The sequence below is a fragment of the Arthrobacter sp. KNU40 genome (assembly GCF_051515115.1).
In the GTDB taxonomy this organism is placed as follows: Bacteria; Actinomycetota; Actinomycetes; order Actinomycetales; family Micrococcaceae; genus Arthrobacter.
The window spans coordinates 1,288,239-1,315,180 of record NZ_CP195850.1; the positions used below are offsets into that span (position 1 = coordinate 1,288,239).

21 protein-coding genes are annotated in these 26,942 nt (G+C 64.8%); 7 read left to right on the forward strand and 14 right to left on the reverse strand.

Features of this window, described 5'->3' with window-relative positions; translation table 11 throughout:
* Positions 1-30 precede the first annotated feature (30 nt).
* Positions 31-1,488 (forward strand): sugar porter family MFS transporter, encoded by a 1,458-nt coding sequence (locus ACSKT0_RS06085; protein ID WP_437772954.1) that lies wholly within the window; start codon positions 31-33, stop codon positions 1,486-1,488.
* On the opposite strand, the gene ACSKT0_RS06090 is transcribed toward ACSKT0_RS06085, so the two are convergent.
* The 3 genes from ACSKT0_RS06090 to nirB are packed head-to-tail and all read right to left on the reverse strand — an operon-like array spanning position 1,485 to position 6,331.
* Positions 1,485-2,645 (reverse strand): uroporphyrinogen-III synthase, encoded by a 1,161-nt coding sequence (locus ACSKT0_RS06090; protein ID WP_437772955.1) that lies wholly within the window; start codon positions 2,643-2,645, stop codon positions 1,485-1,487. The genes ACSKT0_RS06085 and ACSKT0_RS06090 overlap by 4 nt on opposite strands.
* Positions 2,646-2,655: 10 nt before the next feature.
* Positions 2,656-3,690, reverse strand: a complete 1,035-nt coding sequence (cobA, locus tag ACSKT0_RS06095) for a uroporphyrinogen-III C-methyltransferase (RefSeq protein ID WP_437772956.1) — start codon at positions 3,688-3,690, stop codon at positions 2,656-2,658.
* 13 nt (positions 3,691-3,703) lie between these two features.
* Complete coding sequence (gene nirB / locus ACSKT0_RS06100) at positions 3,704-6,331, reverse strand: nitrite reductase large subunit NirB (protein WP_437772957.1); 2,628 nt, start codon at positions 6,329-6,331, stop codon at positions 3,704-3,706.
* A 280-nt stretch (positions 6,332-6,611) separates the two neighbouring features.
* Here nirB and nirD point away from each other — a divergent pair, with 280 nt between their 5' ends.
* Positions 6,612-6,983, forward strand: coding sequence for a nitrite reductase small subunit NirD (gene nirD, locus ACSKT0_RS06105; RefSeq protein ID WP_437772958.1), 372 nt, complete (start codon positions 6,612-6,614; stop codon positions 6,981-6,983).
* On the opposite strand, the gene ACSKT0_RS06110 is transcribed toward nirD, so the two are convergent.
* The 6 genes from ACSKT0_RS06110 to ACSKT0_RS06135 form a co-directional block, all read right to left on the reverse strand.
* Positions 6,984-8,768 carry a phospho-sugar mutase gene (locus tag ACSKT0_RS06110; protein ID WP_437772959.1) on the reverse strand — a complete coding sequence of 595 codons (1,785 nt, stop codon included), beginning with the start codon at positions 8,766-8,768 and terminating at the stop codon, positions 6,984-6,986.
* A gap of 154 nt (positions 8,769-8,922) precedes the next feature.
* Positions 8,923-10,584 (reverse strand): glycoside hydrolase family 32 protein, encoded by a 1,662-nt coding sequence (locus ACSKT0_RS06115; protein ID WP_437772960.1) that lies wholly within the window; start codon positions 10,582-10,584, stop codon positions 8,923-8,925.
* Positions 10,585-10,690: 106 nt separating this feature from the next.
* A complete protein-coding gene (locus tag ACSKT0_RS06120; protein ID WP_437772961.1) occupies positions 10,691-12,295 on the reverse strand; it encodes a glycoside hydrolase family 68 protein in 1,605 nt (534 codons plus the stop codon).
* A gap of 551 nt (positions 12,296-12,846) precedes the next feature.
* Entirely contained in the window at positions 12,847-13,578 is a 732-nt protein-coding gene (locus ACSKT0_RS06125; protein WP_437772962.1) for a YcnI family copper-binding membrane protein, read from the reverse strand.
* Positions 13,579-13,693: 115 nt separating this feature from the next.
* Complete coding sequence (locus ACSKT0_RS06130) at positions 13,694-14,299, reverse strand: hypothetical protein (RefSeq protein ID WP_437772963.1); 606 nt, start codon at positions 14,297-14,299, stop codon at positions 13,694-13,696.
* A gap of 104 nt (positions 14,300-14,403) precedes the next feature.
* Entirely contained in the window at positions 14,404-15,204 is an 801-nt protein-coding gene (locus ACSKT0_RS06135; protein ID WP_236816417.1) for a purine-nucleoside phosphorylase, read from the reverse strand.
* Between the two features lie 145 nt (positions 15,205-15,349).
* On the opposite strand from ACSKT0_RS06135, the gene ACSKT0_RS06140 reads away from it, so the two are divergent.
* Positions 15,350-16,765 carry an NAD(P)H-quinone dehydrogenase gene (locus ACSKT0_RS06140; RefSeq protein ID WP_345449641.1) on the forward strand — a complete coding sequence of 472 codons (1,416 nt, stop codon included), beginning with the start codon at positions 15,350-15,352 and terminating at the stop codon, positions 16,763-16,765.
* Between the two features lie 95 nt (positions 16,766-16,860).
* The gene (locus ACSKT0_RS06145) at positions 16,861-17,847 is read left to right on the forward strand and encodes a S66 family peptidase (protein WP_437772964.1); all 987 of its coding nucleotides are present in this window, start codon (positions 16,861-16,863) and stop codon (positions 17,845-17,847) included.
* Positions 17,848-17,871: 24 nt separating this feature from the next.
* Here ACSKT0_RS06145 and ACSKT0_RS06150 read toward each other — a convergent pair whose 3' ends face one another.
* Together ACSKT0_RS06150 and ACSKT0_RS06155 are read right to left on the reverse strand one after the other, a co-directional pair.
* Positions 17,872-18,129, reverse strand: a complete 258-nt coding sequence (locus ACSKT0_RS06150; RefSeq protein ID WP_437772965.1) for a type II toxin-antitoxin system RelE family toxin — start codon at positions 18,127-18,129, stop codon at positions 17,872-17,874.
* Positions 18,126-18,392: a type II toxin-antitoxin system Phd/YefM family antitoxin gene (locus tag ACSKT0_RS06155; protein ID WP_437772966.1), complete on the reverse strand. Its 267-nt coding sequence runs from the start codon at positions 18,390-18,392 to the stop codon at positions 18,126-18,128. The genes ACSKT0_RS06150 and ACSKT0_RS06155 overlap by 4 nt, the downstream gene beginning before the upstream one ends.
* Before the next feature lie 121 nt (positions 18,393-18,513).
* On the opposite strand from ACSKT0_RS06155, the gene ACSKT0_RS06160 reads away from it, so the two are divergent.
* The 3 genes from ACSKT0_RS06160 (at position 18,514) to ACSKT0_RS06170 (ending at position 21,642) form a co-directional block, all read left to right on the forward strand.
* Complete coding sequence (locus ACSKT0_RS06160; protein ID WP_437772967.1) at positions 18,514-20,310, forward strand: DUF222 domain-containing protein; 1,797 nt, start codon at positions 18,514-18,516, stop codon at positions 20,308-20,310.
* A 47-nt stretch (positions 20,311-20,357) separates the two neighbouring features.
* Complete coding sequence (locus tag ACSKT0_RS06165) at positions 20,358-20,753, forward strand: YybH family protein (RefSeq protein ID WP_437772968.1); 396 nt, start codon at positions 20,358-20,360, stop codon at positions 20,751-20,753.
* Positions 20,754-20,874: 121 nt separating this feature from the next.
* On the forward strand, positions 20,875-21,642 hold the full coding sequence (locus ACSKT0_RS06170) for a tyrosine-protein phosphatase (RefSeq protein ID WP_437772969.1): 768 nt from the start codon (positions 20,875-20,877) through the stop codon (positions 21,640-21,642).
* A 12-nt stretch (positions 21,643-21,654) separates the two neighbouring features.
* Here the strand turns inward: ACSKT0_RS06170 and ACSKT0_RS06175 are convergent, their stop codons facing one another.
* Genes ACSKT0_RS06175 through ACSKT0_RS06185 form a run of 3 tightly spaced genes read right to left on the reverse strand, consistent with a single transcriptional unit; the run spans position 21,655 to position 26,880 of the window.
* Positions 21,655-23,217 carry an FAD-dependent oxidoreductase gene (locus tag ACSKT0_RS06175; protein ID WP_437772970.1) on the reverse strand — a complete coding sequence of 521 codons (1,563 nt, stop codon included), beginning with the start codon at positions 23,215-23,217 and terminating at the stop codon, positions 21,655-21,657.
* Positions 23,214-25,472 (reverse strand): molybdopterin oxidoreductase family protein, encoded by a 2,259-nt coding sequence (locus ACSKT0_RS06180; RefSeq protein ID WP_437772971.1) that lies wholly within the window; start codon positions 25,470-25,472, stop codon positions 23,214-23,216. The genes ACSKT0_RS06175 and ACSKT0_RS06180 overlap by 4 nt, the downstream gene beginning before the upstream one ends.
* Position 25,473: 1 nt before the next feature.
* The gene (locus ACSKT0_RS06185; RefSeq protein WP_437772972.1) at positions 25,474-26,880 is read right to left on the reverse strand and encodes an MFS transporter; all 1,407 of its coding nucleotides are present in this window, start codon (positions 26,878-26,880) and stop codon (positions 25,474-25,476) included.
* Positions 26,881-26,942 lie beyond the last annotated feature (62 nt).

Sequence of the window (26,942 nt, forward strand, 5' to 3'; positions counted from 1 at the left end):
TGACCCGCATCACAAGACAAAGGAGTCCTGATGTCTGCTACGCAAAGCCATAGGGGAGTCGGCAGCGCAGTCGCGCTTCCTCCGCTGACCAACGGCCCGCATCGTAAGCGCCTTGGCCTGGTCGCACTGATTGCCACCTTCGGCGGCCTGCTGTTCGGTTATGACACGGGTGTCATCAATGGGGCGCTCCGGCCAATGACGGCCGAACTCGGCCTCACCCCGTTCACCGAGGGCATCGTTGCCAGCTCACTCGTGTTCGCGGCGGCGATCGGCGCCCTTTCGGGCGGACGCATCTCCGACGGGTGGGGGCGCCGCAAGACGATCATTCTGCTAGCGGTGCTGTTCTTCGCCGGCACCTTGGTGTGCGTGTTCACGCCGAGCTTCGGGGTGCTCGTGGTCGGCCGCGTCCTGCTCGGTCTCGCCGTCGGTGGCGCTTCAGCGGTGGTCCCGGTGTTCCTGGCGGAGATGGCCCCGTATGAGATCCGGGGCTCCCTGGCGGGCCGCAACGAGCTCATGATCGTCGTCGGCCAGCTGGCGGCCTTCGTCGTCAACGCCATCATCGGCATCGTATGGGGCGACGTCTCCGGCGTGTGGCGCATCATGCTTGCGGTCTGCGCGTTGCCGGCGATCGCGCTGTTCTTCGGAATGCTCCGCGTGCCTGAGTCGCCGCGCTGGCTCGTCGAGAAGGGCCGGCACGATGAGGCCCTCGCGGTACTGCGGTCCGTCCGCTCCGAGGACCGCGCGCTCGCAGAGCTCGGCGAGGTCGAGAACGTCGCCAAGGAGGAGCAGGAGAGCCAGCAGATCGGCTGGCGCGCGGTCTTCAGCAACAAGAACCTGTTCCGCATTCTGCTCGTTGGTATCGGCCTGGGCGTCGCCCAACAGCTGACCGGCATCAACTCGATCATGTATTACGGCCAGACGGTGCTTGTCGAGTCGGGCTTCAACGAGAGCGGCGCGCTCATCGCGAACATCGCGCCCGGCGTGATCGCGGTGGTCGGCGGCGTCATCGCGTTGTCTTTGATGGACCGGATCGACCGTCGCAAGACCTTCATCCTCGGGCTTACTCTGACCACCAGCTGCCACCTTCTGATCGGCTTCGCCTCAATGATGTTGCCCGTAGGCAACCCGATCCGCCCGTACGTGATCCTCTTCCTGGTGGTTGCCTTCGTCGGGTCCATGCAGACATTCCTGAACGTCGCGGTGTGGGTCTACCTGTCCGAGGTCTTCCCGCTGCACATGCGCGGCTTCGGCACCGGCGTCTCGATTTTCTTCCTCTGGGTCGTGAACGGCTTCCTCTCGCTGTTCTTCCCATCGCTGGTCGCAGGGGTCGGGATCACCGGCACCTTCTTCCTCTTCGCCGTCGTCGGGGCACTGGCCCTGGTCTTCGTCGTCAAGCAGGTCCCCGAAACCCGTGGCCGCACCCTGGAAGCACTCGAGGAAGACGTCACCACCGGTGCCATCTACCTCGTCCACAAGAACCACAGCTAGACGCGGAGCCGGTAACCCCGTTTGACCACGGTTTCCACGAGCTTTCCGTCCGGCAGCGAGGACCGCAAACGGCTCACCGTCATGTCTAGGGCATGGACCGAGCCACGCAGTTCCAGAAGATCGGAAAGCGCTTCGCGGGACAACACGGCTCCCCCGGCTCCCAAAAGCGACCGCAGCAGGAGTAGCGGAGCCGGGGCCAGCTCCACCACGGAACCATTGATCCTCAAGCAACGCCCGCGCAGCTCGATGTTCCCTGCGGGAGTGTCGAGCCGGCGCACATGGTTCAGGGCCAGATGTTCGGTGACGAGCCGGATGAGCGCACCCATGCGGTAGCGGTCCGGGATGAGGGGGGTAAGCCCGGCGTCGATCAGTGGCTGTGCAGTGACGGGCCCGACGGCGGCAACGGTCACCTGGGTCTTGAGGGCCTCGATCAGCTGGCGGTACATGCCCATTTCGTGGGCAGTGCTCCACATGGCGTCTACGGCCGGTGCGCTCGTAAAGGTGAGCACATCCAAGTCTCCACTACAGGCGGCTTCGATCAGGCGCGGCAGCTTGTCTTCGCCGTCGGGCTTTACCCAGCGGTAGGGGGTGACTGTGAGGACCGTTGCCCCGGACATGCGGAGGCGCTCCAACTGGCGCACATCGGTGTAGCCGTGCAATTGCACGGCGACGGTCTTGCCGCGGACGCCTTCCTGAAGGAGCATGTCCACCAGGGTGGCGGTGGTTTCGTCACTGCTGATCCCGACGTCGGCAAGGCCCGCCGCGCGGACCGCACCACGGGCTTTTGGCCCCCGCACGAACATGCGACAGGCAGCCAGGACGTCGAGAAGTTGCTCGCCGATGCCGAAGGAGTCCGCAGCCTCGCACCAGCGCCGCATGCCGTAGGCAGTGGTGGCGATGCAGATATCGGGTTTGGCCGCGATGATCGTTTTCGTGTCCTCGATGAGCGTGACGTCTTCCTGGACCGGCGCGATCTTCAAAGCCGGAGCGTGCAACACGGAAGCGCCGCGCCGTTCAAGCGCCTCAATCAAGTCACGTGAACGCCTGTGTGAAGTCACTCCGATGCGGAAACCGTCCAGCGGCGCATCGTCGGTTGGTACGGGGGTGGCCAACGGCGAGCCTGCATCGATGGAGTCTAGGGCATTCAACGTAGTCATGTGTGTTCTTTCAGGCTTCAAGGAGGGAAGCTGCGAGGAGGTTGAGGTCTGCGGTGGCTTCGGTGTGATTGCGGTTGGCTTCGGCCACCCGGACCACTTCGCCAATAACCAGGACGGCCGGGTTGGTGCAGCCTGCGGCCGCGGTTTCAATGGTTCCGAGTTCGGCGATGGTAGTGCGTTGTCCGGGTCGGTAACCGCGCTCGACGACGGCCATGGGCATTGCCGGGTCCATCCCGGCCCGGCGGAGCCCGGCGGCGAGCTGCGGGAGGGTCCCGATGCCCATGAGGACCACGATGGTCCCGCCGAGCCCGGCCAGGTGCGTGTGCTCTTTCTCGGTCAGAGGTGCGTGGCCCGAGACAACCGTGAACATGTGGCTGACCTCGCGGTGCGTGACGGGAATGCCCGCGGCCGCAGGGACAGAGATGGCGCTCGTGACGCCCGAGATGACGCGGACGGGGATGCCCGCCCGCACACAGGCGCTGACTTCTTCGCCGCCGCGGCCGAACACATAAGGATCACCGCCCTTGAGCCGGACCACATTCTTCCCGGTCAGCGCGGCGTCGACCATGAGTTTTTCGATGTCGCATTGGGCTACCTTGTGGTGCCCGGGGCGTTTGCCGACGTCCACCATTTCCGCGGACGTCAGTTGCGCCAGTTCCGCGTAGGGGGCGAGCCGGTCGTAGAAGACGACGTCGGCGTCCCGCAGCGCGTTGACCGCGCCGATGGTCAACAGATCGAGCGCGCCGGGGCCGCCGCCCACCAAGGTGACGTGGCCTGACTCGCCTGCGGCAGGTTCGCTGGCGACCGGGATCCCCGTCTTCCGGCAGCGTTCGAGCAGGGGTTCCCAGCCGGGCTGGCCGTCGTCGACAGCCGCGACCAAAAAGGGGCGTTCGGGCAACGGGCCGTCAGCGTCGGCTCCGTCGGGGGTGCTGAGCCGATGGACGACGGCGCCGGCGGCTTCGTAGCGCCGGACGGCCTGCCGCGCGGCGTGAGCGGAGCCTATGACCAGAACGTCGCGGCCTGTGAGGTCGATGGTGAGCTGCATGGCTTCTTGCTCCTTAGTCCTGGCCGCGAACGGGGATCGTGCTGGCGATGAGGACGCCGCCTTTTTCCTCGTTGGTGGCGGGGCGGATCTGGCCGCGTTCGGGGACGAAGGTGATGGCTTCGTCTTTCTGGTCGGGGGCGTTGACGAAGGAGCGGAAGCGGCGAAGGCGTTCCGGGTCTTTGAGTGTTTCGGCCCATTCGTCCTGGTAGGTGTCGATATGGCGGGCCATCGCGGTTTCGAGGTCGTTGGCGATGCCGAGGGAGTCGTGGATGATGACGTCTTCGATGTGTTTGAGGCCGCCCTCGAGCTCCTCCTGCCAGCGCGCGGTGCGCTGGAGCCGGTCCGCGGTGCGGATGTAGTACATGAGGTAGCGGTCGATGTATTTGATCAGGGTGTCGTCGTCCAGGTCCTGGGCGAGGAGTTGCGCGTGGGCGGGCAGGAAACCGCCGTTGCCGCCGACGTAGAGGTTCCAGCCTTTGTCGGTGGCGATGACGCCGACGTCCTTGCCGCGCGCTTCGGCGCATTCGCGGGCGCAGCCGGAGACGCCCATTTTGAGTTTGTGCGGGCTGCGAAGGCCGCGGTAGCGCATCTCCAGGTTGATGGCCATGGCGACGGAGTCCTGGACGCCGAAGCGGCACCAGGTGGAGCCCACGCAGGATTTCACGGTGCGCAGGCTCTTGCCGTACGCCTGCCCGGATTCGAAACCGGCCTCGACGAGTTCCTTCCAGATCTCCGGGAGTTGTTCGAGGCGGGCGCCGAACATGTCGATGCGCTGGCCGCCGGTGATCTTCGTGTACAGGCCGTACTTCTCCGCGACGCGGGCGATCACGCCCAGGCCCTGCGGCGTGATTTCGCCGCCTGCGATGCGCGGGACCACGGAGTAGGTGCCGTCTTTTTGCATGTTGGCCAGGGCTCGGTCGTTGGTGTCCTGCAGGGTGCCGCGCCCGGCGCCCAGGACGTATTCGCTGTTCTGGCTGGCAAGGATGGAGGCGATGGTTGGCTTGCAGATGTCGCAGCCCGCTCCGGTGCCGTATTTGGCCAGGATGTCTTCGAAGGAGTCCAGTTCCAGGACGCGGATGGCGTCGAAGAGTTCCTGGCGGGAGAGGCTGAAGTGCTCGCACAACGCCTTGGAGACTTCGATGCCGGACTTCTTCAGCTCCCCCTCGAGGAGCTTCTTGAGCATCGGCACGCAGGAGCCGCACTGGGTGCCGGCCCGCGAGCACGTCTTCAGTTCGCCGAGTTCCCGGACGGGGGTGTTGCCGTCGCAGGAGCCGCAGCCGTTGATCGCGTCGCGGATGGAGCCGGCGGGGACGTTGTTGCAGGAGCACAGGATCGCGTCATCGGGCAGTTCGGTGTCGGGGGCCTCCCCGCCGCCCGCGGCGGTGAGGTAGGCGCCCGGTTCGGCGGGGAGTTCGCGGCCGAGCAGGGGGCGCAGGCTCATGTACGGGGTGGCGTCGCCGACGAAGATGCCGCCGAGCAGAGTCTTGGCGTCGTCGGTGGTGACGATCTTCTGGTAGACGCCGCGGGCGGGGTCGGCGTAGACGATTTCCAGGGAGTGCTCGGTTGTGGCGAACGCGTCGCCGAAGCTGGCGACGTCCACGCCGGAGAGCTTGAGCTTGGTGGCCGTGTCGAAACCGGGGAAGGTCGCTTGTCCGCCGTGCAGGCGGTCCGCGACGATTTCGGCCATCGTGTTCGCCGGTGCCACGAGCCCCAGGCACATGCCCTCGAAGTTCGCGACCTCGCCGATGGCCCAAATGCCGGGAACCGGGGTGGCGCAGTGGTCGTTGATGACTACTCCACCCTTCTTGCCCAGTTCGAACAGCTGTTCTTTGCCAGCTGTGGGGTCTTGAGCGGCGCGGAATAGTTCATCGCGGGGGCGGATGCCGATCGACGCGATGACCATGTCGGCGGGAATGATGCGCCCGTCTTTCATGAGGACGCCGGTGACCTGGCCGTCGTCGTCGGACAATACTTCGGCGGGGTAGGTTCCCGTAAGAACTTCGAGTCCTTTGGCAGTGACCAGCCGGCCCAATGCCTGGCCGGCGCCCTCATCAAGCTGGGCGTTCATGAGCCAGCGCGAACCGTTGATGACGGTGGCCTGCGCGCCCAACTCCATGGTGCCCGCCGCTGCTTCCAGACCGAGGAGGCCACCGCCGATCGTCACGGTCTTGACGGTCCGGCCGAGCTTATCCGTGAGTTCGGCGATGGCCTTGTTGATGGCCCAGACGTCGTCGAGCGTGCGGTAGACATGGGCGAGGTCACCGCCGGGGAAGGGGAGTTCCGCCGCGTCCGAACCGGTGGCCACCACCAGGTGGTCGTAGTCGTAAGTGTTGCCGGCCGCGGTCTCCACCGACTTGGCTTCGGGGTTGATCTTGGTTACCCGCTCGCCAGTGCGCAGGTCCAGCGACTCGTGGGCCCACATGGACATGTCGCCTAGTGTGAGGTCGTAGTCCACATCGGTCAGGGCCTTGCTCAACGTGACCCGGTCATAGGGAAGATGCGCTTCCTCGGTCAGGACCGTGACGTGCCAGCCCTCGAGACCGCGGGTATGCATGGCATCGGCAAAGCGGTGGGCGGCAGGGCCTCCGCCGGCGACAACAATACGGCGCAGGTTTTCTGGGGTGGAAGTGTGTCCGGTCACTGGTGGCCTTTCGCATACGCCGCAGAACGTGCTCCGCAACTTGTCACTTCAGACTACGGACGGGCAGTTTCTCTTCAGTTTCCCTTTTGTTTCGTGGTCTTAACTTCTGGGTCACGATTGGATGTCGGGACGTGTGAGGTCTCTTTTACGCACCGGACACATTGACTGCGTTCCGGTGAAACACTCCCCGCCTACCTTGAACGTATGGCCGCGTGGCGGCCAACGCCTTAAAGGAACGGGCAGCATTTGTCCGGCCGCAGGCATAGCGAGAGGGGTTGACATGACCGTCATTCTGGAACGGGAAGAACAACTGACGAGCGCTCCGACGGCGTCCGGCTGGCACCGCGTATGCCCCTTGGACGAACTTGAGCCAGCTTGGGGCGAGGCAGCTTTGATCGACGGCGTGCAGGTGGCGCTCTTCCGCGTCGACGCCGACAATGTCTACGCGGTCGCCCAGCAGGACCCTGCAACCTTGGCCAACGTCATGGCCCGCGGCATCACCGGTTCCCGGGGATCACGCCCCACCATCGCGTCGCCGTTGCACAAAGAGGTCTACGATCTGCAGACCGGTGAATGCTATTCCAACCCCGGGCTGCGGCTTGCGGCATTCAGGACCCGCATGGTTGACGGCTTCATCGAAGTCGAACTCTAACTAGAGCCCCAGCGCTTCGCGGACGTCCGCGAGTATGTGGTCCAAAGTGGTCCGCGCGGCGTGGCGGGTTTCCGCGAGTTCCGCCGCGGAACCGACCGATTTGATGACCTCCAGGTAGCACTTGAGCTTTGGCTCGGTGCCGCTGGGCCGGATGATGACGCGGCTTAGGTCCTTGGTCAGGTAGAGGAGGCCGTCCGTTGGCGGAAGTTGTTCGGTTCCCTCGGCCAAATCCACAAAGGTCTCGATGGCCGAGCCGCCAAAGGACTCCGGCGGATCGGCCCGGAGCCGGTTCATCATGGCGTCCAGCAAACCAAGGTCCGCCACCCGGATGCTGAGCTGATCACTCGCATGCAGGCCGTGCACAAGGTAGATCTCGTCCAAGGTGTCGAAGATCGTCTTTCCCTCGGCCTTGGCAGCCGCCGCCAGTTCTGCGATGAGCAAGGACGCGGAAATGCCATCCTTGTCCCTGACAAGTTCGGGCGCCACGCAGTAGCCCAGGGCTTCCTCATAGCCGTAAACGAGTCCCGGTACCCGGGAAATCCACTTGAATCCCGTCAGCGTTTCCTCATGGGCGAATCCAGCCGCCGCCGCGATGCGGGACAGCAGCCGCGACGAGACGATTGAATTGGCAAAAACGCCCCGGCTCGCGTCGCCTTGCCGGGCATCCGCGCCTTGCCGGGCATCCGCGCCTTGCCGGGCATCCGCGGCGTGCCGGGCCACGACGTGTGCCCCAAGCAGGGCGCCTACTTCGTCGCCCCGCAACATCCGCCAAGCACCCGTATCAGGGTCCTTTGCCGCCACAGCCGCGCGGTCGGCGTCGGGGTCGTTGGCCAGCACGATGTCGGCATCCAAGCGCGCCGCGGCCGCCAAAGCCAGATCCAGCGCGCCAGGCTCTTCCGGGTTGGGGAAACTGACCGTGGGAAAGTCCGGGTCCGGTGCTGCCTGCTCCTCGACGAGCGAGACGTCCGTGAAGCCGGCCGCGCTGAGAACCGAGACCGCGGTTTCACCGCCCACGCCATGCATGGGGGTCAAAACGATCTTCAGCTCACGGGCCGGGAAATTCTCGACGTCGGCCAAGCCAGCCATCGCAGCCTCATACTCGCCGGTGATGGAATCGGGCAGCTCAGTCCAGCCGGATTCAGCCAGTTCAATGGAGTCCAAGGGGCCCACGGCTTCGATGCTTGCGGCGATCTGCGAATCGTAAGGTGCCACGATCTGGGATCCACGGCCGCTTTCCTCCACGGCCCGGCCGCCCAGGTACACCTTGTAACCGTTGTCCTGCGGAGGGTTATGGCTCGCTGTGACCATGACGCCGCCGTCGCAATCAAGGGAACGGACCGCGTAAGCCAGCAGTGGGGTGGGAAGCGCTGAAGGCATCAGGAAGGTGTCGATCCCGGCGGCCGTGAAGATGGCAGCAGACTCCAGGGCGAAGACATCCGAGTTGTGCCTCGCGTCATAGCCGACGACGGCGCGCGGCCGCGTTCCGGGGGAAGCGGCCTCAACGGCATCCTTGAGGAAGGACGCCAAACCTGCCGCTGCCCGCCGCACCACCACGCGGTTCATCCTGTTGGGACCGGGACCGAGGGCTGCCCGGAGTCCCGCGGTACCGAACTGCAGTGTTCCACTGAAGCTGTCTTCAAGCTGTTGACGGGCTGCAGCGACGCCGCTGGAGGCGAGTCCGGTCAGCTCGGACAGGGCTGCCGCAGTGATTGGGTCCGGATCCTGGGCAGCCCATTCGCCGGCGTCGGATATCAGCTTTTCAAATTCGGCATCGCTCGATGTCATAGGGATAAAGCTATCGTCAAAGGGAATGAATGCCGAGGTCACGGGCTATGTCAGCCGTCACAGTCCGGCCCACGCCACCCAACTGGCTCGCAGTTGTTGTCGTTATGAGGCGTCTAAACGACAACTAATGCGAGTCAGTTGGGCTCCTCGAGCGTCAGGGTTGCTGCCGCGTGCTGCTGAGTTTGAAGCTCGCCGCGCCACCTGCGCTGAAGGCGGCCGCACCCGTGTTGCCCCATGGCGGAAAGAAAATGTCCGAAATGACTACCGAGCCGTCCTGTGTGAAGACCTCTACGGACGAGGAATCCAGGAGGATGCGGAGGCGGACCTTGCCGTCCTTCATGGGCACGGATGCTTGGTGGTAGGGGCTGAATTTCGGCGAGAAGTTGGAGGTTCCGGCCGCGGAACGGTCCACTTTCAGGGTCTGGCTTGCGCGGTTGTACGAGATCCGGAGGCCTGCCTTTCCGTCCGACGAGGCCCGCAGCACCATGCCGGCGTCCGCTGAGCCCGCAACGTCCATTTCGGCTTCGATAAGCTGGGTTCGGGACCCGAATTCGCTGCCGAGGGACTTCGTGGAGTCAGTGACGGTGAGGTTTTCGCCATGTACTTCACTGGTGTTGGCGTTCGTGAGCGCATCCGCGGCGGGCGGGGCGATGGTCGAATGGAGCTCGAAGCGGCTTCCCGTAGCTGCGAGGGTGAGTTGGCGGGGGATGGCCATGGATCCGCGCCACGGGGTGCTCGGGACGGACTGCGCATAGTCCCAATTCCCCATCCAGCCGAGCAGTACCGGCTTTCCACCGGGAGCCGCGGAGATGGTGTTGGCGGCGTAAAAGTCCGCTCCATGGTCCAGCCATTGCGAGTCCGTCAGTGGGTCACCCGGCTTCGCCGCGTTTTCCGCCGTGAACCGGGTGCCGTCGAAATCGCCCACGAAGTACTGCATGCCCGAGCCTCCTGCGATGCCTCCGGGGTTGATGCTCACGATCATGACCCACTTCTTCAGTCCGTTGGCGCCGTCGACGTCCATCTGGAGAAGTTCGGGAACTTCCCAGAGGCCGCCCTGGGCCCCCACCCCTGAGAAATCGCTGAGGAAGCTCCAGTGCAGCAGATCCGTGGATTTGAACAGTTTCACCACTTGGGCGTCCGCTACCACCGTGGTCATGACCCAGTATTTGCCGGGCTCGTACCAAGTGATCTTGGGATCGCGGAAGTTGTTCGACGCCGGCTGCAGGCTGAGCACCGGATTGCCTTTGTACTTGGTCCAGGACGTCCCATGGTCGAGGCTGTAGGCCACGGACTGGGCCTGGCTACCCTTGGGCAGAGCCCCGCCTTCTCCGTATGAGCTGGTGTAGAGGGCTACCAGCGGCGGGTTTTCAGCTGTGCCCAGGCCGGAGGCGTTCTTGGTGTCCGGAACGATCGCGCCGGAAAAGATTTCCTCGCTGGCGGAGCCTTCCATGGCCACCGGCTGCTGGGTCCAGTGGACCAGATCGGTGCTGGTGGAGTGGCCCCACGACATGTCTCCCCAGAAGTTGCCGTGCGGATTGTGCTGGTAGAACGCGTGGTAGGTGCCGTTTTCGTAGACAAGCCCGTTGGGGTCGTTGATCCAGTTTTGCGACGCTGTCAGGTGCGCGGCGGGCCGCCACGGGTCCGATTCGGACGGTGCGGGTGCAGAGGTTCCGACGGCGGATGGCGGGTTCGTCGCAGGCCGCGAGGAGTCCGGCGTCGGAGTGCAGGAGCTCGCGAACATTGCCACGACGACGGCGACGACGGCGAGTACCGCCTTGCGGGCGGGCCGGAGCGGGCATTGGGGAGAGTGGAGCATGGGACTTCCTGGGTTGTGGAGCGGGGCGCCCGGGGTGAACCGGGCGCCCCATAATCGCCGGGCAGGCAGCAAATCATCTGCCCGCCCGGCTGGAATTGACGGTGGCCTACTTGTAGAGGCCTTCCCCTCCAACGCGGACGTTGGTGGGGAGGTAGCCGAACGGGCCGAGGCCGTTCTTGCCGAAGCTGCGGTCAACCTGTGTGACGCCACCGGCGAAGTTGATCTTTACCGTGGGCGAGAGGGACCCTCCACGGACTCCGTCGACATTGTCGATGAATGACTGCACCAGGCCACCCGGCTGCACGTAGTGCGAGTAGGCCTGGAACTGACGGCCGTTCTGTTGTGCCGACTGGGTGCCGCTCGGGTTGTTCGCCGGGAGGTTCAAGTCGGTCGGCGAGCCGAGCGCGAGTCCCGAGTTGTTCACCGGCTGGAAGTCCGAACGGACACCGTTGCCAACAAAGCCGTAGACGCCGTCCGGGCCACGCATGCCATCGGCGTAGGTGAACTGGTGGCTGATGGTGAACAGGTAGTACTTGTTCTTGCCGTTTTCGTTCTGGATGAAGATCTGCGGGCGCTCGGTCTGGTCGTTGACGCAGTTGGCGGACAGGATCGGCGGCAGGAAGTGCCACTGGGTCAAGTCCTTGTTGTCGGCGACAGCCAGGCCGACGCTCGCGGTCTGGAACCACGAGCCGGTGGTGGTGTTGACCATGTTGGTGTTCTCGGCGTGGGGATCGCCTTGCTGGTAACCAAGGTCAGCATCGGTGCACTTGTAGGAGCCGCGGTTTCCGGCGGTGTTGCCCTCAAAGACCATGAAGGTCTGGCCTGGGTGGGCCGGGTCTTCGAAGGTGTACGGGTCACGGAAGGCGAAGCCGGCGTTCTGGGCCTTGGTCTGGTACAGCTTTCCGTCCGGTTCGAGCAGCTTGGTGTGCTGGAACCCGTCGAAGGTCACACCGTTCTTGTCGGCGTGGATGTTGCCGAGAGCCTTGGCGATGACTGCGTCCGGAGCGATCCCGCCGCCTCCCGCGTTGCGCTCTGCACGGTCGTAGAACGTGGTGGCCGTGTAGAACACGTTGACGTGGTCACCCTGCATAAGGCGCGTGGAACCCGACCATTCGGTGTTGCCGATGGAGGTGTTGTCCAGGAACAAGTGGCCGCCGTAGTTCCACTTGTCCTTCGCCGGGTCGGCGTTGGTCTTGCGGAAGAAGTAGCCGATGCGGGCGTTCCAGTGGCGCTGGTCGAAGCCGTAACCCGCGTGGCGGTCGGCGACGAGGGAGAAGATGACGTCCCAGCCCTTGTAGCTGATCTGGTTGGCGTTCTGGTCTGTCAGGGACCAGGTGTCCCAGACCCAAACGTCGTCGTTCATGGCCGGGAAGTCCTTGGGGATCTCCGGCATGGTGACGCTGGGGCTCATGGAGTTCTGGCCGGGGGTCACGTTCGGGTTGCTCTGGGCCATGATCTGCTTGGCATCCGCCCGCGTCCATTTGGACGTGAAGCTTGCTGCGGGATCAAAGGCTTCCTGCGTGTGGACCGTCGGCAGCGGGAATCCCGGCGTGGGGGCCGGCATCGTGGTGGCCGGCTTGTCGGCGGGCAGGTTCGCCTGGGCTGCCGGGGATGCCATCAGTACCGTGGCGGCCACACCGGCAGCGGCCGCAAAAGCGGCTGCCGACCGCAGTCGGCGGCGCGGCCTGTTGGGGTTTGAGTGAGATTTCATGCTTGCTCTTCTCGCGGAGGTTGGACTACGGGGGAATGGGCGCAAGCCCTTGTCCGAACTCCGGCGTTCCCGGTAACACCGATGGCGTCGTCAGGAACGCCATCGTCTCGGGTGGATGAGGATTCATAAGAGGCCCCCATCCTGCGGTCCTGGCACGTCGACTTGCCGGGACCGATCAAAGCTTGACGCGCGCTGAATGTGGCCGCAACTCGTGTTTCGCGAGGCATTCCGGGCCATAGGCCACATGTCAGACATATGTGCGCAAGCGCTTACATTTTTACACCGCGCGCGTGCCATGGAAAGTGCGGCGGGTCAAATATTTCTGAATAAATCTGATTTATTCAAAAAGTTCACACGCCATTAACACTTGGGTGAATTGACTTGACAGGAGTCGGAAAATTGCCGTGACGACGCCTGTCGCGTGCTGCTTGCTTGGATCGCGGGCGCGTGAGCTGGCGGGCAACCCCGGACCGTTCCTACCATCTCGCCTTCAGATGCAAAACTGCCCGCGCCGGGGTCCGGCGCGGGCAGTTCAGTTGTTCGTGGTGACGCTATTTGGTCTTTGTGGAGCGGGTTCGCGCGAGTGCGGTCACCCCCGCGGCGAGGCCAATGAGGCCTGCCGCGAGTCCGAACCAGCCGGCCGTGGATCCGGCGTCGCTCGATGTCGATGCCGCAGCTGACGGAGCCGGGGTCACGGTTGGAGCGGACGTGGGAGCCGCCGATGCAGCCGAATCACTGGCGGTCGTCACGAACGAGGGAGCCGGGTGCTCCGGCTCTGGCTGTCCCTCAACGGTCTTCTCATCCCACTTCACTACCGTGCCGTCGGTGTACGTCTGGGTAGCGGGCAGGGTGATGGTGGTGCCGGCGTCGGGCAGTACACCGACCGAGATCGAGAACGCCTGATATTGGTTCTGCCCGATCTGGTGTGCTGCGTCCGCAGTCCAGACGACCGAACTGACAGCCTTGGTCACCGTTGCTCCTGCGACCGTGACGGGTTTTGGCAGGGTGGTGGTGACGAGCTCGGCCGTCCAGCCCTCGACCGGCTTCACGGACACCGAGTTGAAGGGTGTGTCGGTGGGGAGCGAGACTTCGAGCTTGTTGGTCTTGGCCGTCGGGGACTCGTTGGGGACGTTGAAGGTCAGGTGGGTGTAGCCGCCCGCTGCCGGGTCGTCGGGATTGACGTTGACGTGTGCGGAGGCGGCCGAGACGCCGAAGGCGAGCAGCCCGGCGACCATGGTGGCGGCGCAGGCGGTTTTGAGGGTACGGCGTTGGGAGGTCTTCATGGCAATGGTGCCCTTTCACAAAGGAAAAGCGGTTGGGACCGGGGCGGACGGAGGTCCAGACCGGTGAAGGCAAGGAGCTGCCGCCCGTCCCTGCCCATGTGTGAAAGGGAGAGTCTTAGACGGCGGACACGAGGGCTGGGGGACCGCGCCGGGAAGGAAGCCGGAGGCAGGGAAGGCCCCGAGGACGAACATTGCGGCTCGAACGGGGGCTGGGGGCGCGAAGTGGCTGGACCACTGTGGCGACGGGCAGTTGGACCAGCGGACGTAGCCACGCAGCCAGCGCCCATAGTGCTCGTTCGCCGCGAGCGAGCACCAGCGCCGTGCCCAAGATTGCCATGGTGTGCGCCGCGAGCATCTGCCAGTCGCTGGCCGCGGCGTGGGTCGAGACGATGGCGCTTACGGTTTCCGGAGCGGGCGCCAAGGGAACATGCCCTGCATGCCCGGACAGCAGCGGTGCCGCGGTGGAAGTTCCGGACAGGGCGCAGAACGCCCAGTGAAGGCAGAGCTGCCCGGCCCCCAGTAGCCCGGCTAGGGCGGGCAGCGAAAGCCGGACGCGCGTCAGTATGGCGACGGGGAGGATTGTCAGGGCACACAGCGCCGTCAAAATGGCTGGCGCCGGAAGTTCTCCGCCAACAGCCAGGTGCCCGCCCGCGGCGAAGCCCAGAATGATTGAACCGATCAGGCCCGTTCGCAAGAACCGGAAAGGCGCGGATGTGGTCATCGGCGGTCCTTTCCGGCTCGAGCGCTACGGCGGAGAATCACTCAAATTCTACTGTGCTACGAACTCCGGAATGGCCGGGGAGCCTTGACTCCCCGGCCATTGGATCAAAGCTTGGCGATGATGTCCGCCAGGAGGCGCGAGATGCGTGCGCCCGCCGTCTGGCCTGCCTCGATGACTTCCTGATGGCTCAGCGGTACCGGGCTGATGCCTGCGGCCAGGTTGGTCACGAGGGAGATGCCGAAGACCTCCATGCCTGCGTGCCGGGCGGCGATAGCTTCCAAAGCGGTGGACATGCCCACCAGGTCCGCGCCGATTCGCTTGGCGTATTGGACCTCAGCCGGAGTTTCGTAGTGCGGGCCGGTGAACTGGGCGTAGACACCTTCGTCGAGCGTGGGATCCACTTCGCGTGCCAGGCCGCGGATGCGCGAGGAGTACAGGTCCGTGAGGTCCACAAACGTGGCACCTTCAAGGGGAGAAGCCGCGGTCAGGTTGATGTGATCACTGATCAGCACCGGAGTGCCGGGCGTCCAGGCTTCGTTCAGACCGCCGCAGCCGTTGGTCACTACGAGGGTCTTGCATCCGGCTGCCGCGGCAGTGCGAACGCCGTGCACTACGGCCCGAACGCCCTTGCCTTCGTAGTAGTGGGTACGCGCGCCGAGGACAAGGGCCCGCTTGCCCTCTTTCGTCAGGACCGAACGGATGGTGCCCACATGCCCCTCAACGGCAGGCGCGTGGAAGCCGGGAACTTCCGACGCCGTGAGGGTCGCCGTCGTCTCGCCTATGAGATCCGCAGCCGCGCCCCAGCCTGAGCCGAGCACGAGCGCGACGTCGTGGGATTCGACGCCGGTCTCCGCCGCGATGTAGTCGGCCGCAGCTTTGGCGGCCTCGAATGGGTCTGTGTTCATCAGCTCTGTGTTACTCACTGGTACAAACTACAGTGCGGCGCGCGCTGTTGAACAGAGCGCAGCTGGGCAGGAAAGCGGCCTCTGGGGGCGTTCTCAGGTGGGGCTTAGTGGCAGGTCCGCCGGCATTAAGTGAGAATTGAACATTGTGACCATGCATCCTGACTTCAGCTCACCACGAATCGCGATCCTGGGCGGAGGTCCAGGCGGATATGAAGCGGCCATGGTCGCGGCCCACTTGGGAGCGCGGGTAACCCTCATCGAGCGCGCCGGGCTCGGCGGCTCAGCCGTCCTCACCGACGTCGTACCTTCCAAAACCCTGATCGCGACGGCGGATCTCATGACCCGCGTCGGCGAGGCGGGGGAGCTGGGAGTCAAGTTCGCCGTCGACGGCAGCGATGTGGCGCCGGGCATGCGCGCGGACCTGGGCCACATCAATGACCGCGTCCTGCACCTCGCGCGGGAGCAGTCCGACGACATCCGGGTGGGCCTCGAGCACCTTGATGTCGAGATCCTGATGGGTTCCGGAAAACTTTTGGACAACCACACCATCGAGGTCACCACCGCGGACGGCACCAAGACAATCACCGCCGACGCCATCCTCCTGGCGGTCGGTGCGCACCCCCGCGAACTGCCCACGGCCAAGCCGGACGGTGAGCGCATCCTGAACTGGGCGCAGATCTACAACCTCGAAGAACTTCCGGAAGACCTGATTGTCGTCGGGTCCGGAGTCACCGGTGCAGAATTCGCCTCGGCCTACAACGGCCTTGGTTCTAACGTCACCCTGATTTCGAGCCGCGACCAGGTTCTGCCCGGCTCGGACACGGACGCAGCGCAGGTCCTTGAAGGTGTCTTCAAACGCCGCGGCGTGCGCGTTTTGTCCCGCTCACGCGCGGAGGCAGTTGAAAGGACCGACGCCGGTGTGAAGGTGACGCTCGGCGACGGTTCGGTGGTGACCGGTAGCCACTGCCTGGTGTGCGTGGGTTCTATTCCCAACACGGCCGGAATCGGGCTGGAAGAGGCGGGCGTGGCTGTCACGGAGTCCGGCCACATCAAGGTGGACGGCGTCTCCCGCACCACCGCGCCGAACATTTACGCCGCTGGCGACTGCACGGGAATCCTGGCTCTCGCCTCGGTCGCTGCCATGCAGGGCCGCATTGCTGTTGCGCACTTCCTGGGCGACGCCGTCATGCCGATCAAGCTACACCAGGTGGCTTCCAACATCTTCACTTCCCCGGAAATTGCCTCTGTGGGCGTCTCCGAGGCCGACCTCGAATCAGGCAAATACCAGGGCGACGTGGTCATGCTGTCCCTGCTGAGCAACGCCCGCGCCAAGATGCGCAACACCAAGGATGGCTTCGTCAAGATCATTGCGCGCAAGGGTTCCGGAACGGTGATCGGTGGCGTCGTCATCGGCCCCAATGCCTCCGAGCTCATCTTCCCGATCGCTGTTGCCGTCAAGCAGAAACTGCACGTCGACGACCTCGCGAGCACCTTTACGGTGTACCCCTCGCTGACCGGTTCCATCTCGGAAGCCGCGCGGCGGTTGCACGTGCATATGTGACGGTTGCAAGGCCGCGGAACTGGATACGTTGCCTCAGGTGAAAACCTCCGCTTAGCGGCGTGGTTGCGCGCATTGCGTTTGCTAGCGTCGGGCACATGCCTTCTTTCTATCCGCCCAAATTTCGTCGCGGTGACCTGGTGCGCGTGATCGCGCCCGCGCTAAGCCGCGCTGTGGTCATGGAGCACGACAACACCACCCACATCGAAAGGCGTTTCGCCGAGATAGGCCTGCGACTTTCCTTCGGGGAGCACGTCGACGAATTGGATGGCCTCCTTTCGTCGTCGGTGCAGTCGCGCGTTGACGATCTTCATGCCGCCTTCTCGGATCCGGAAGTAGCGGGAATCCTGACAGTGATCGGCGGATTCAGCAGCAACGAATTGCTTCCACATCTCGACTGGGATCTCATCGCGGCGAACCCGAAGATACTGTGTGGCTACTCAGACATCACGGCCCTTCAAAACGCCATCCACGCACGAACCGGACTCGTTACCTACTCCGGGCCGCACTGGTCCACGTTCGGCATGCGGGACCACTTTGAGGAAACTCAAGCGTGTTTTGTGGACGCGCTCTTTGGCGAGGCGCCCATGGACGTGCGTCCCGCCGCGACTTGGACCGATGACGCTTGGTTCCGAGACCAAGACGGGCGAACGCCAATTCCCAGCGGCGGCTGGTGGCCGTTGCAGGGTGGCGCTGCGAGCGGGCGGATTGTCGGCGGAAATCTGTGCACGCTGAATCTCCTGCAAGGAACTGCGAACATGCCGTCCTTGGAAGGTGCGTTGCTCTTCTTGGAGGATGACTTCGAAAGCCACCCGGCCACATTTGCCCGGGACCTTGCGTCGCTTTTGCAGACGCCTGAGGCAGCGGGCATACGGGGATTGGTGATAGGTCGCTTCCAGCGGGCAAGCCGAATGACCCGGGAGCTACTGGCGTTGATCGTGGCCAAACAATCCGTTCTTGCAGGCTTGCCGGTGCTCGCCAATGCCGATTTCGGTCACACCTCGCCTATCTTCACGTTCCCGATCGGCGGTGATGCCGAAGTTTCTGTCGGTGAATCGAGCGCTTTGCGGATCACGCGCCACTGACGACGGAGAAATCTGTAAGTGGACTTACTCCCGGTAGATTTCGCGGCGGTGACCGGCCTGAACGACGACGATCACGAGTCGGCCGTCGTCGATCCGGTAGAGCACCCGATAATCTCCCGTTCGGACGCGCCGCTCGACCCGCCCTGCCAGCTTCTTGGCGCCGGGCTGGCGCGGAGTCTCGGCCAGCAACTCGATGGCTGTTTGGACCCGGCGGCGGCCCTCGGGAGGAAGATTGCGCAGTTGCCGAAGGGCCGCTGGCAGGACCGTGACGTTGTAGCTCACGTCAGGCCCAGATCGCGCTTGACGTCCTCCCAAGGGATAGGCGTCTGACCCGTCTGTTCCATCTCTTCCCAGGCCACGTCCACGGCCCGGATGTCTTCAAGCTCTTCCGCGGCTTCACGAAGACGCTCCAGCTCGGCGGAATCGATAACTGCGGCGACCCGAATTCCGCGGCGAGTGAGGAATACCGGTTCGCGCTCGCGATGTGCCGTGTCCACAATGGTTGCCAGGTGATTCCGGGCTTCGGTGATGGCGATATCGGTCATGGACTCGATAGTGCGGTAAGTGCAGCAAAATGTACGTTGCGTACAGAACTGTCGATAACGCATGTGCGTTCCAGGTCGGTGGGCCGGCTATTTTGTCAGAGCCTCCTGAGATGCTTTGGGTATGGAAGCGATCGGACACCTCACTACCCGCCAGGCCGCTGCGCCCGGCGGCGGGTTCGTCGTCTTCCGTAAGGCGCGCCAGCCGCGGATGGTGACGGCGGCTGCTCAAGCGCCGGGTCAAATGCCGGGGCCGCGCCGGCTCGCTCTGCTGGATCCGCCCGAGGATCGCGACGGCGGCCGCGGTGGTCCGCAGCGGGTTCTGGAGGGTGCTCTTGCAGCGTTACGCTCCTTGGCACGGACGGCGGTGGACGACGTCGGGCCGATGGGGCTGAATGACTCCGCCGCGTTTGCCTTCAACGTGGAGGAACTCTCCCGAACGCTGGACTATTTGCAGCTGGTCGCCGCGGGGCAGTTGGACCGGGTGCGGCAGGAGGAGCCGGCCGGCGGGACCGGCTGGACGACCGGCTGGGGAGTCGAAGCGCGGGCGGCCGGCTCCAGCGATGGTCCCGGCAGCGCGGAAACTAAAGTCGGGGCAGCCGGAGCCGGAGCCGGTGCCGGCGTCGAGGGCGGTGGGCTCGCTGCGGGCGATGCCCGCGCCGGGTTCCAGGAGTTCCGGAACACGGGCGAGCACCTCCGCTCGCTTTTGCGGATCAGCGCGGCCGAGGCCCGTCGCCGCTTGGCTCTGGCGGAGGATCTGCTGCCCGGCCGTTCACTTACAGGTCAAAGGATCCAGCCGCGGTATGGGGAAGTGGCCGCGGCCCTGGCCTACGGGAGCATCGCGTCCCGGCCGGCCACCATCATCACCATGGCTCTGGATCGCGTCCGGCCCCTGTGCAGCCCCGAGACAGCCGCGGACATGGAACACGCACTGACCCTGACGGCGGCCGAGAACGACGCCGATTTCCTTGCCAGGATCGCCCGGCGCTGGACGGACGCGATCGATCAGGACGGTGCCGAGCCCAGCGAAGAAGCCCTGCGCCACCTCCAAGGCGCTTTCCTGCGGCGGCCCAAACACGGGCTGCAGCATGTGGAAATCTTCGCCACTCAGGACCAGTACGAGCACCTGCTCACCGTCATGAACACCGCCACCAACCCCCGAACCCGCACGTCCGAGGAGCCCGGACCGGGGGACAATACCGTGGACGCCGGCGGCGGGAGCGCGCTGGCAAATGCTCCGGCCGACAGTCTTCCGGGCGGTTCAGGCGATGATGCCGCGTCCCTGGATCGCCGCACACGGGCGCAGAGACTTCTGGACGGGTTGCTGGGCGCCTGCAAGATTGCCCTCGCCACCGGGGCGCTGCCCGCGGTCGGAGGCCAGCGCCCCCAGATCATGGCCACCATCGACCACCGGGACCTGCTGGCACCGCTGATGGAAATCGGGCAGCTCGCGTTCCTCGGGCAATCCGGACACCCCGGGCGCTCCGGCGGGCCGAAACAGGGCACGGGGAGCTTCACGTTCAGCGGTCCGGTCCCGGCGGCCACGTTGCGGAAGATCGCCTGCGATGCGGACATCATTCCTGTCGTCTTGGGCGGGGAAGGCCAGGTGTTGGATATCGGCCGGGCCTCCAGGATCTTTCCCGCCTACATCCGTAAAGCGATCACCGCCCGGGACAAAGGCTGCGCGTTTCCTTCGTGCACGATGCCGGCCCCGTGGTGCGAAGCCCACCACATCACCTACTGGTCCCGGGGTGGACCAAGCAGCGTCGACAATGGTGTCTTGCTTTGCAGCCACCACCACCACCTGATCCACAAGGAAGAATGGCACATCCAAGTCCAAACAGGCGTGCCCTGGTTCATCCCGCCACCCCACATCGACCCGCGCCAAAAAGCGCGCAGAAACCACTACTTTCAGGTGTGACCACGTTTCTTGGTATTGATCCTCAAGGCCTGTGCAAGAGTGTGGGGATGGAAATTCGTAACCGGGAGATCCTCGTCGATGAACTCACGGCTGTCATGCGCGGGTATGAGGCGGCCAACAATACACACGACATCGAGCGGGTTCTGCCGTACATAGACAGCGACGCTACCTACTGGTTCTCAGACGGATCCCACGAGGGGCGCGATCAGGTCCGGGCTGCCATCGAGGCGACCTTCCTTGCGATTCGGGACGAGCGATACGTCGTTGACGAACTGACGTGGGTGCTCGTGCAGGAGGAGGCCGCCGTGTGCCGCTACCGATTCTCCTGGACGGGAATTATTGACGGACAACAACACTCCGGAAGAGGACGCGGCACCAACGTATTAGTGCGCACACACGAAGGCTGGCAGATTGTCCACGAACAACTGACAGCCGATTCGTAATAGCGCACCGGGAGGCACCGTTGCCCGAGGCAAAATGGGGTAGCCAGATCCTGCGCTTGTGTCGCGAACTGGTGATTCCGAACAACCCCGACGGGAAAGCACCCTCTGGTTTACTAGGGCCATGGGGGATCCGGCAGAAAACAAAGATCGCACACTCAAAGTTGACGGCTTGGTCAACGGACGTGACCTCGGCGGTCTACGGCGCGTAGATGGGACGGTCACTCCACGGGGCGTGTTCTTTCGGAGCGAGAACGTCGATTGGATCACCGGGAGCGGATGGCAACAGATCCACGATGCCGGGATCCGGACCGTGGTTGACCTTCGTCAGCAAGGTGAACGCAACACAGATACCCGGGAACGGCCCGGCTGGCTCACCACCGTCCATGTTGACCTTGACGGCTTGGAAAACAAAGAGTTCTGGGCCGACTACTGGAACAACGGTCTGGTCGGCACAGCTCTCTATTTCCTCCCGCACCTTGCGGCCATGCCCGAACGGGCCGGTGCCGCCATATCCGCTGTGGTCAACGCACCGCCAGGAGCGGTCCTCTTCCACTGCATGGGCGGCAGGGACAGGACGGGCCTGCTCGCCATGGCCCTGCTTCATGCGATCGGCACCGATCCCGAAAGCATCGTCGGTGACTATCTCGAAACCGTCAGGCTTGGCGATGTACGGGCAGCGAACGCCAAGCGAAACAACGCCGAACGAAGGCTTGAGGAAGTGTGCCGGCAACACGGTACAACAACCGAGGGCGCGTTCCGGGATGCCTTGGCAAAATTCGATCTCAAAGGCTTGCTCGACTCCGCGGCGCTCACCGACGAAGACCGCGAGGGCTTGTTTACCTGGCGCGGCGCGACCACCACAGCCCCAAACCGGGAAGCGATAGCCTGAGCACCAAACCCCCTACGCCGCAACCCCCTGAAAGTGCTTCTCGATAATCCCCTTGATGTCCCCATGGCACCCGCCACACCCAGTCCCCGCGCGGGTCGCTTTGGATACCTCCGGCACGGAAGAGCAGCCATCCAGCACGGCTTCCTCGATGCTCGCACCGCTGACGCCCGCGCAGCGGCACACGGTCCGCTGGGGGTCATCATTCGAAGCAGATGAATCCAGTTGGTCCGGCCCATCCAAGCGAAGCAGGAGTGAACGGTCTGCGGGCAGTTCGGAGCCGCGTTCGAACAGCATCACGAGCTCCGCGGCCGTGCGGGGCATTCCCACGGTGACGAGTCCTTCGAGCGCGCCGCCCCGCGTCGTCATTTTGACATAGCGGCCGTGTTCCGGATCGGCCCATTGGGCAACCTGGCGCCGCGGCATTCCCTCGGAGACACCGACGGTCAACAGCTCGTCATCCCACGGTTCGGCGCTGTTGTCGCCGGCGACCGCCAGGTTGATGCCGCGCGCCTTCAACACCACGACGCCGGGCTTCTCCTGCGGTAGCGGTGCCAAGGTGTCGGCAGCGCCCTGGCCGCCCTCTGCAAGGAGGATCAGGTACTCGGCAAGCCATTCGGCCTGCCGCCAGCCCGGACCGACCAGCCCGGAAGGACCCAGTGCGGTGCGGCATTCGGCGCACTCGGCATCGGCGCAGCGGACTTCGGCGCAGTCGCCTATCGCGAACATGTGCGGCTCGTGATAGGTCCGCAGGTGGTGATCCACCAAGATCCCGGTGGCTGCAGGCAACCCACAACCTTCGGCCAGTTCGATCCGTGGGCGAACGCCGCAGGAAAGGACCAGAAGGTCGCCTTCGATCCGTGACCCGTCGTGGAGCACCAGGGCCGAAAACTTGCCGTCGGGACCATTGTGCTCCACCGCAGTAGAGCGGGCGTTGCCCACCATGGTGATCCCGCTGTTGCGCAAGCTCGCAGCGAGGACGGCTCCACCGCCACGGTCGATATTGCGGCCCAGCGGGAAGGAACCGTTGTGCACCACTGTGGTCAGGGCGCCTTCTTCCGCCGCGGCCAAGGCAGTTTCCAGGCCAAGCACGCCGCCACCGAGGACGATCACGCGCTTGCCGGCGGTCACGGCGTCGCGCAGTTGCCCGGCATCTCGGAGATCGCGGAGGGCCGTTACCCCTAGAGGGAGCACAGGATGCGAAGGATCAGGGTTGATGCCGGTGAGGTTCGGAATGACGGGCCTCGAGCCGGTGGCGAACACCAAACGGTCGTAGCCGGGCGTGGTCCCGTCCGATAGGACCACTTGCTGACGTGCACGGTCGATCCGCTTGACGGTGACGCCCAGCCGGACCTCGACGCCGTCGGTCGCCAAATCGGCAGCGTCCGCCATCGCGAGAGCCTCCGCGGTGGTCCGCCCCACGCCGAGTTCCGCCACCATGACGCGGTTGTACGCGGCTTCGGCTTCCTGCCCGACGACGAGCAACTCGACAAGGCCGCTGCGCACGGCCGGCAACAACTCGTCCACCAGCCGGGACGCGACCGGTCCGAAACCGACCACCACAATTCGCTCGCTCACGATGCCTCCTTGACCTGCATTGACAAGCTCTCCTGCATTGACGAGCCGACGGCCGCCGGCACAGTCAACTGGGCAGCCGACTGGGCAGCCAACCCCGGTTCGGCATGTGCTAGTGCCGCCTTCCGGACCCAGACTGTGCTGGTCTTGAATTCCGGCATTCCGGAAATGGGATCCGTGACCGCCTCAGTGAGACGATTAGCGCTTCCCAGTCCAGGGAAATGGAAAGGCAGAAAGACCGTGTCCGTCCGGATGCTGTTGCTGAGCTCTACCTTGCACAGGACCTCACCGCGCTCGTTGGAGACCCGGACAAAGTCGCCGCCGGAGATGTCCCTGACGGCCGCCGTCGCCGGGTGGATCTGCAAGAGCGGCTCCGGCTGGGCTGCCGCGAGTTCGGGCACGCGGCGGGTCTGGGCGCCCGATTGGTAATGTTCCAGCAGCCGTCCGGTGACGAGCGTCAGCGGATCGGGATCAGAGCCGACGACGGCGGATCGCCGGGACCGCTTCTGCGGTGCCACCGGGACCATCACCGCGCGTCCGTCGGAGTGCGCGAAGCTGTCGAGGAAGAGTCGCGGCGTTCCCGAACTGCCGGTTGGATAAGGCCAGTAGGCGGCTTCTCCGCGGTCCAGCATGGCGTAGTCGATTCCGGAGTAGTCGGCCAAGCCGCCTGCGGAGGCGAGCCGGAGCTCCTCGAAAACGGTCTCGGGATCGTCGCTGAACGTTGAAGGAGCGTCGAGCGATTCGGCGAGCCGGGCCATGAGCCACAATTCACTGCGGACGCCTGGGGGAGGGGTGAGCGCCTTACGACGGCGGAGCACACGGCCCTCGAGGTTGGTCAGGGTGCCTTCTTCCTCGGCCCATTGGGTGACGGGGAGGACCAGGTCAGCCTCCTGCGCGGTCTCGGACATGAAGAAATCGCAGACAACCAGGAAGTCCAGGCTGCGCAGGCCCTCGATCACCGCGCCGGCGTCGGGGGCTGATACCGCCACGTTGGCGCCGTGGACGAAAAGGCAACGGACGCCGTCGGGCTGTCCCAAAGACTTCAACAACTCCACGGCAGGCAGTCCAGGGCCGGGGATGAGGGATTCGTCCACGCCCCACACTTTGGCGACGTGGGCGCGGGCGGCGGGATCGGTGATCTTGCGGTAGCCGGGGAGCTGGTCGGCCTTCTGGCCATGCTCGCGGCCACCCTGGCCGTTGCCTTGGCCCGTCAATGTGCCATAGCCGCTGCGGGAGGATCCCGGCAGGCCCAAAAGAAGGCTGAGATTGATCGCCGCTGTGGCTGTGTCTGTGCCGTCGACGTGCTGCTCGACTCCGCGGCCGGTGAGGATGTAGCTCCCGCCGCGCCGGGCGCCGTCGGCGAGGCGGCGGGCGGTGTCCCGGATGAGCGTGGCGGGCACGCCGGTGATCGACTGGACGCGCTCCGGCCAGAAGCCGGCGAGGCTACGAACGATCGCAGGGTAGCCGGTGGTGCGGGACTGGAGGTATTCGGTGTCGGCAAGGCCTTCGTGCACTACCACGTGGGAGATGCCCAACAGCAGTGCGAGGTCCGTTCCCGGGGTCGGCTGCAAGTGGATGCCGCCGCCGTCGCCGGTGAATGCGGCGGTCGCGGAACGGCGGGGATCGGCCACGATCAACCCGCCGGAATCGCGCGCGCCCTGCAAGTGCTGGACGAATGGCGGCATGGTCTCGGCAACATTGGAGCCGAGAAGGAAGATGACGCTGGCCGAATCAAGGTCCTCGACGGGGAACGGGAGGCCGCGGTCCACGCCGAACGCGCGGTTTCCGGCTGCCGCAGCGGAGGACATGCAGAAACGTCCGTTGTAATCGATGCGCGACGTTCCCAGCGCCAAGCGGGCGAACTTGCCCAACTGGTAGGCCTTCTCATTGGTGAGTCCGCCGCCGCCGAACACGCCGACGGCGTCGGGCCCGTACTGCTCGCGGGTCTGCTTGACTGCTCCGGTGACCAGCATGAGTGCCTGGTCCCACGTGACCGGCCGGTGGACGCCGTCGGACCCTTTGAGCATGGGTTCCGTGACGCGTCCGGTGTGGTTCAACAACGACGGCGATGTCCAGCCCTTGCGGCACAGCCCGCCCCGGTTGGTGGGGAAGTCACGGCCGGACACTTCCAGTAGCGGAAGTGCCTTTGCTGTGGGAGCGGGGTCTGACCCCGGCTGCGCCGAGGGCGCCGCCGGGGTCAGGGTCATGGCGCACTGCAGCGCACAATACGGGCAGTGGGTGTTGGCGCCATTGGGCATATTAGATGTGTCCCATCGCGTTGCGGTTGGCCTTCCGGAGGTAGCAGGCCCAGCAGACGATGAGCATCAGCACATAGGCGCCGACGAAGCCATAGAACGCGGGGGTGTAGGAGCCGGATGCGCTGGATGCGTTGAGCACCTGGGGGATGACGAATCCGCCGTAGGCACCGATCGCCGAGATCAGGCCGAGGGAGGACGACGCGAGGCGCGCCGTGCTGGCGGCGCTTGCACCGGAGCGGGCGGCCCGGCTGGAGGTGGCGAAGATGACCGGAATCATGCGGTACGTGGCGCCGTTTCCGAAGCCGCTTGCCGTGAAAAGGAACAGGAACAAGACCAGGAACAGCCAGAAGTTCTTGAGCGGAAGGGTCCAGATCATGGTCAAGGTGATGATGGCCATCGCTGCGAACGCCGTGACGGTCATCCGGGCTCCGCCCATGCGGTCAGCCATGCGTCCACCGTAGGGGCGGGCGAGGGAGCCGACCAGCGGGCCAAGGAAGGCGAGCGAGAGGACGACCGCGCCGAGGTGCATGGAGGAGAAAGCCGGAAAGTAGTCCTTGATGAGCTTGGGGAAGACTCCGGAGAAGCCGATGAACGAGCCGAAGGTGCCGATGTACAGGAAGGCCATGACCCACAGGTGTGGTTCCTTGAGTGCGGCGATGGAGCCTGCGACGTCACCCTTGGCGCTCGTGAGGTTGTTCATGTACTTCCAGGCGCCGAACGCGGCGACAAGGATGAGCGGAATCCAGATGAGGCCGGCCATGGGCAGGTTGACGGTACCGGCCGCCAGGAGGGTGACCGCGATCGGGACGATGAGCTGCGCGACGGCGGCACCGAGGTTTCCGCCCGCGGCGTTCAGGCCCAGCGCCCAGCCCTTTTCACGTGCAGGGTAGAAGAAGGTGATGTTCGCCATCGAGCTGGCGAAGTTACCGCCGCCGAAGCCCGCGAGGCCCGCCACCAGCAGCATGACGCCGAAGGGGGTGCCGGGGGTCGAAACACACAGGGCGAGGCCCGCCGTCGGGATCAGCAGCAGGAGGGCCGAGACGATGGTCCAGTTACGGCCACCGAACCTCGGAACCATGAAGGTGTAGGGGATGCGCAGGGTGGCACCGACCAGGCTGGGGATCGAGATGAGCCAGAAGATCTGGTTGGTGTCGAACTTGAAGCCTGCGGCTGGAAGCTGGACGACGACGATCGACCAGAGTTGCCAGACAACGAAGCCGAGGAACTCGGCAAAGATGGACCAGTACAGGTTGCGCTTGGCGATGGAACGGCCGGCGGCTTCCCACTGCTCTTTGTTCTCTGCATCCCAGTTGGCAATCCAGCGGCCAGGGCGGTGTTCAAGCTCGGGGACGAGGGCGGTGGGCGCCTGCTCGTTGGTGAGGATTTCGGTGCTTCGGTCAACTGTCACGGAGTGCCTCCTTTGTGGGGACGTTGTACTTCCACGTTAGGGACGGCGCGTTTCGCGGACCG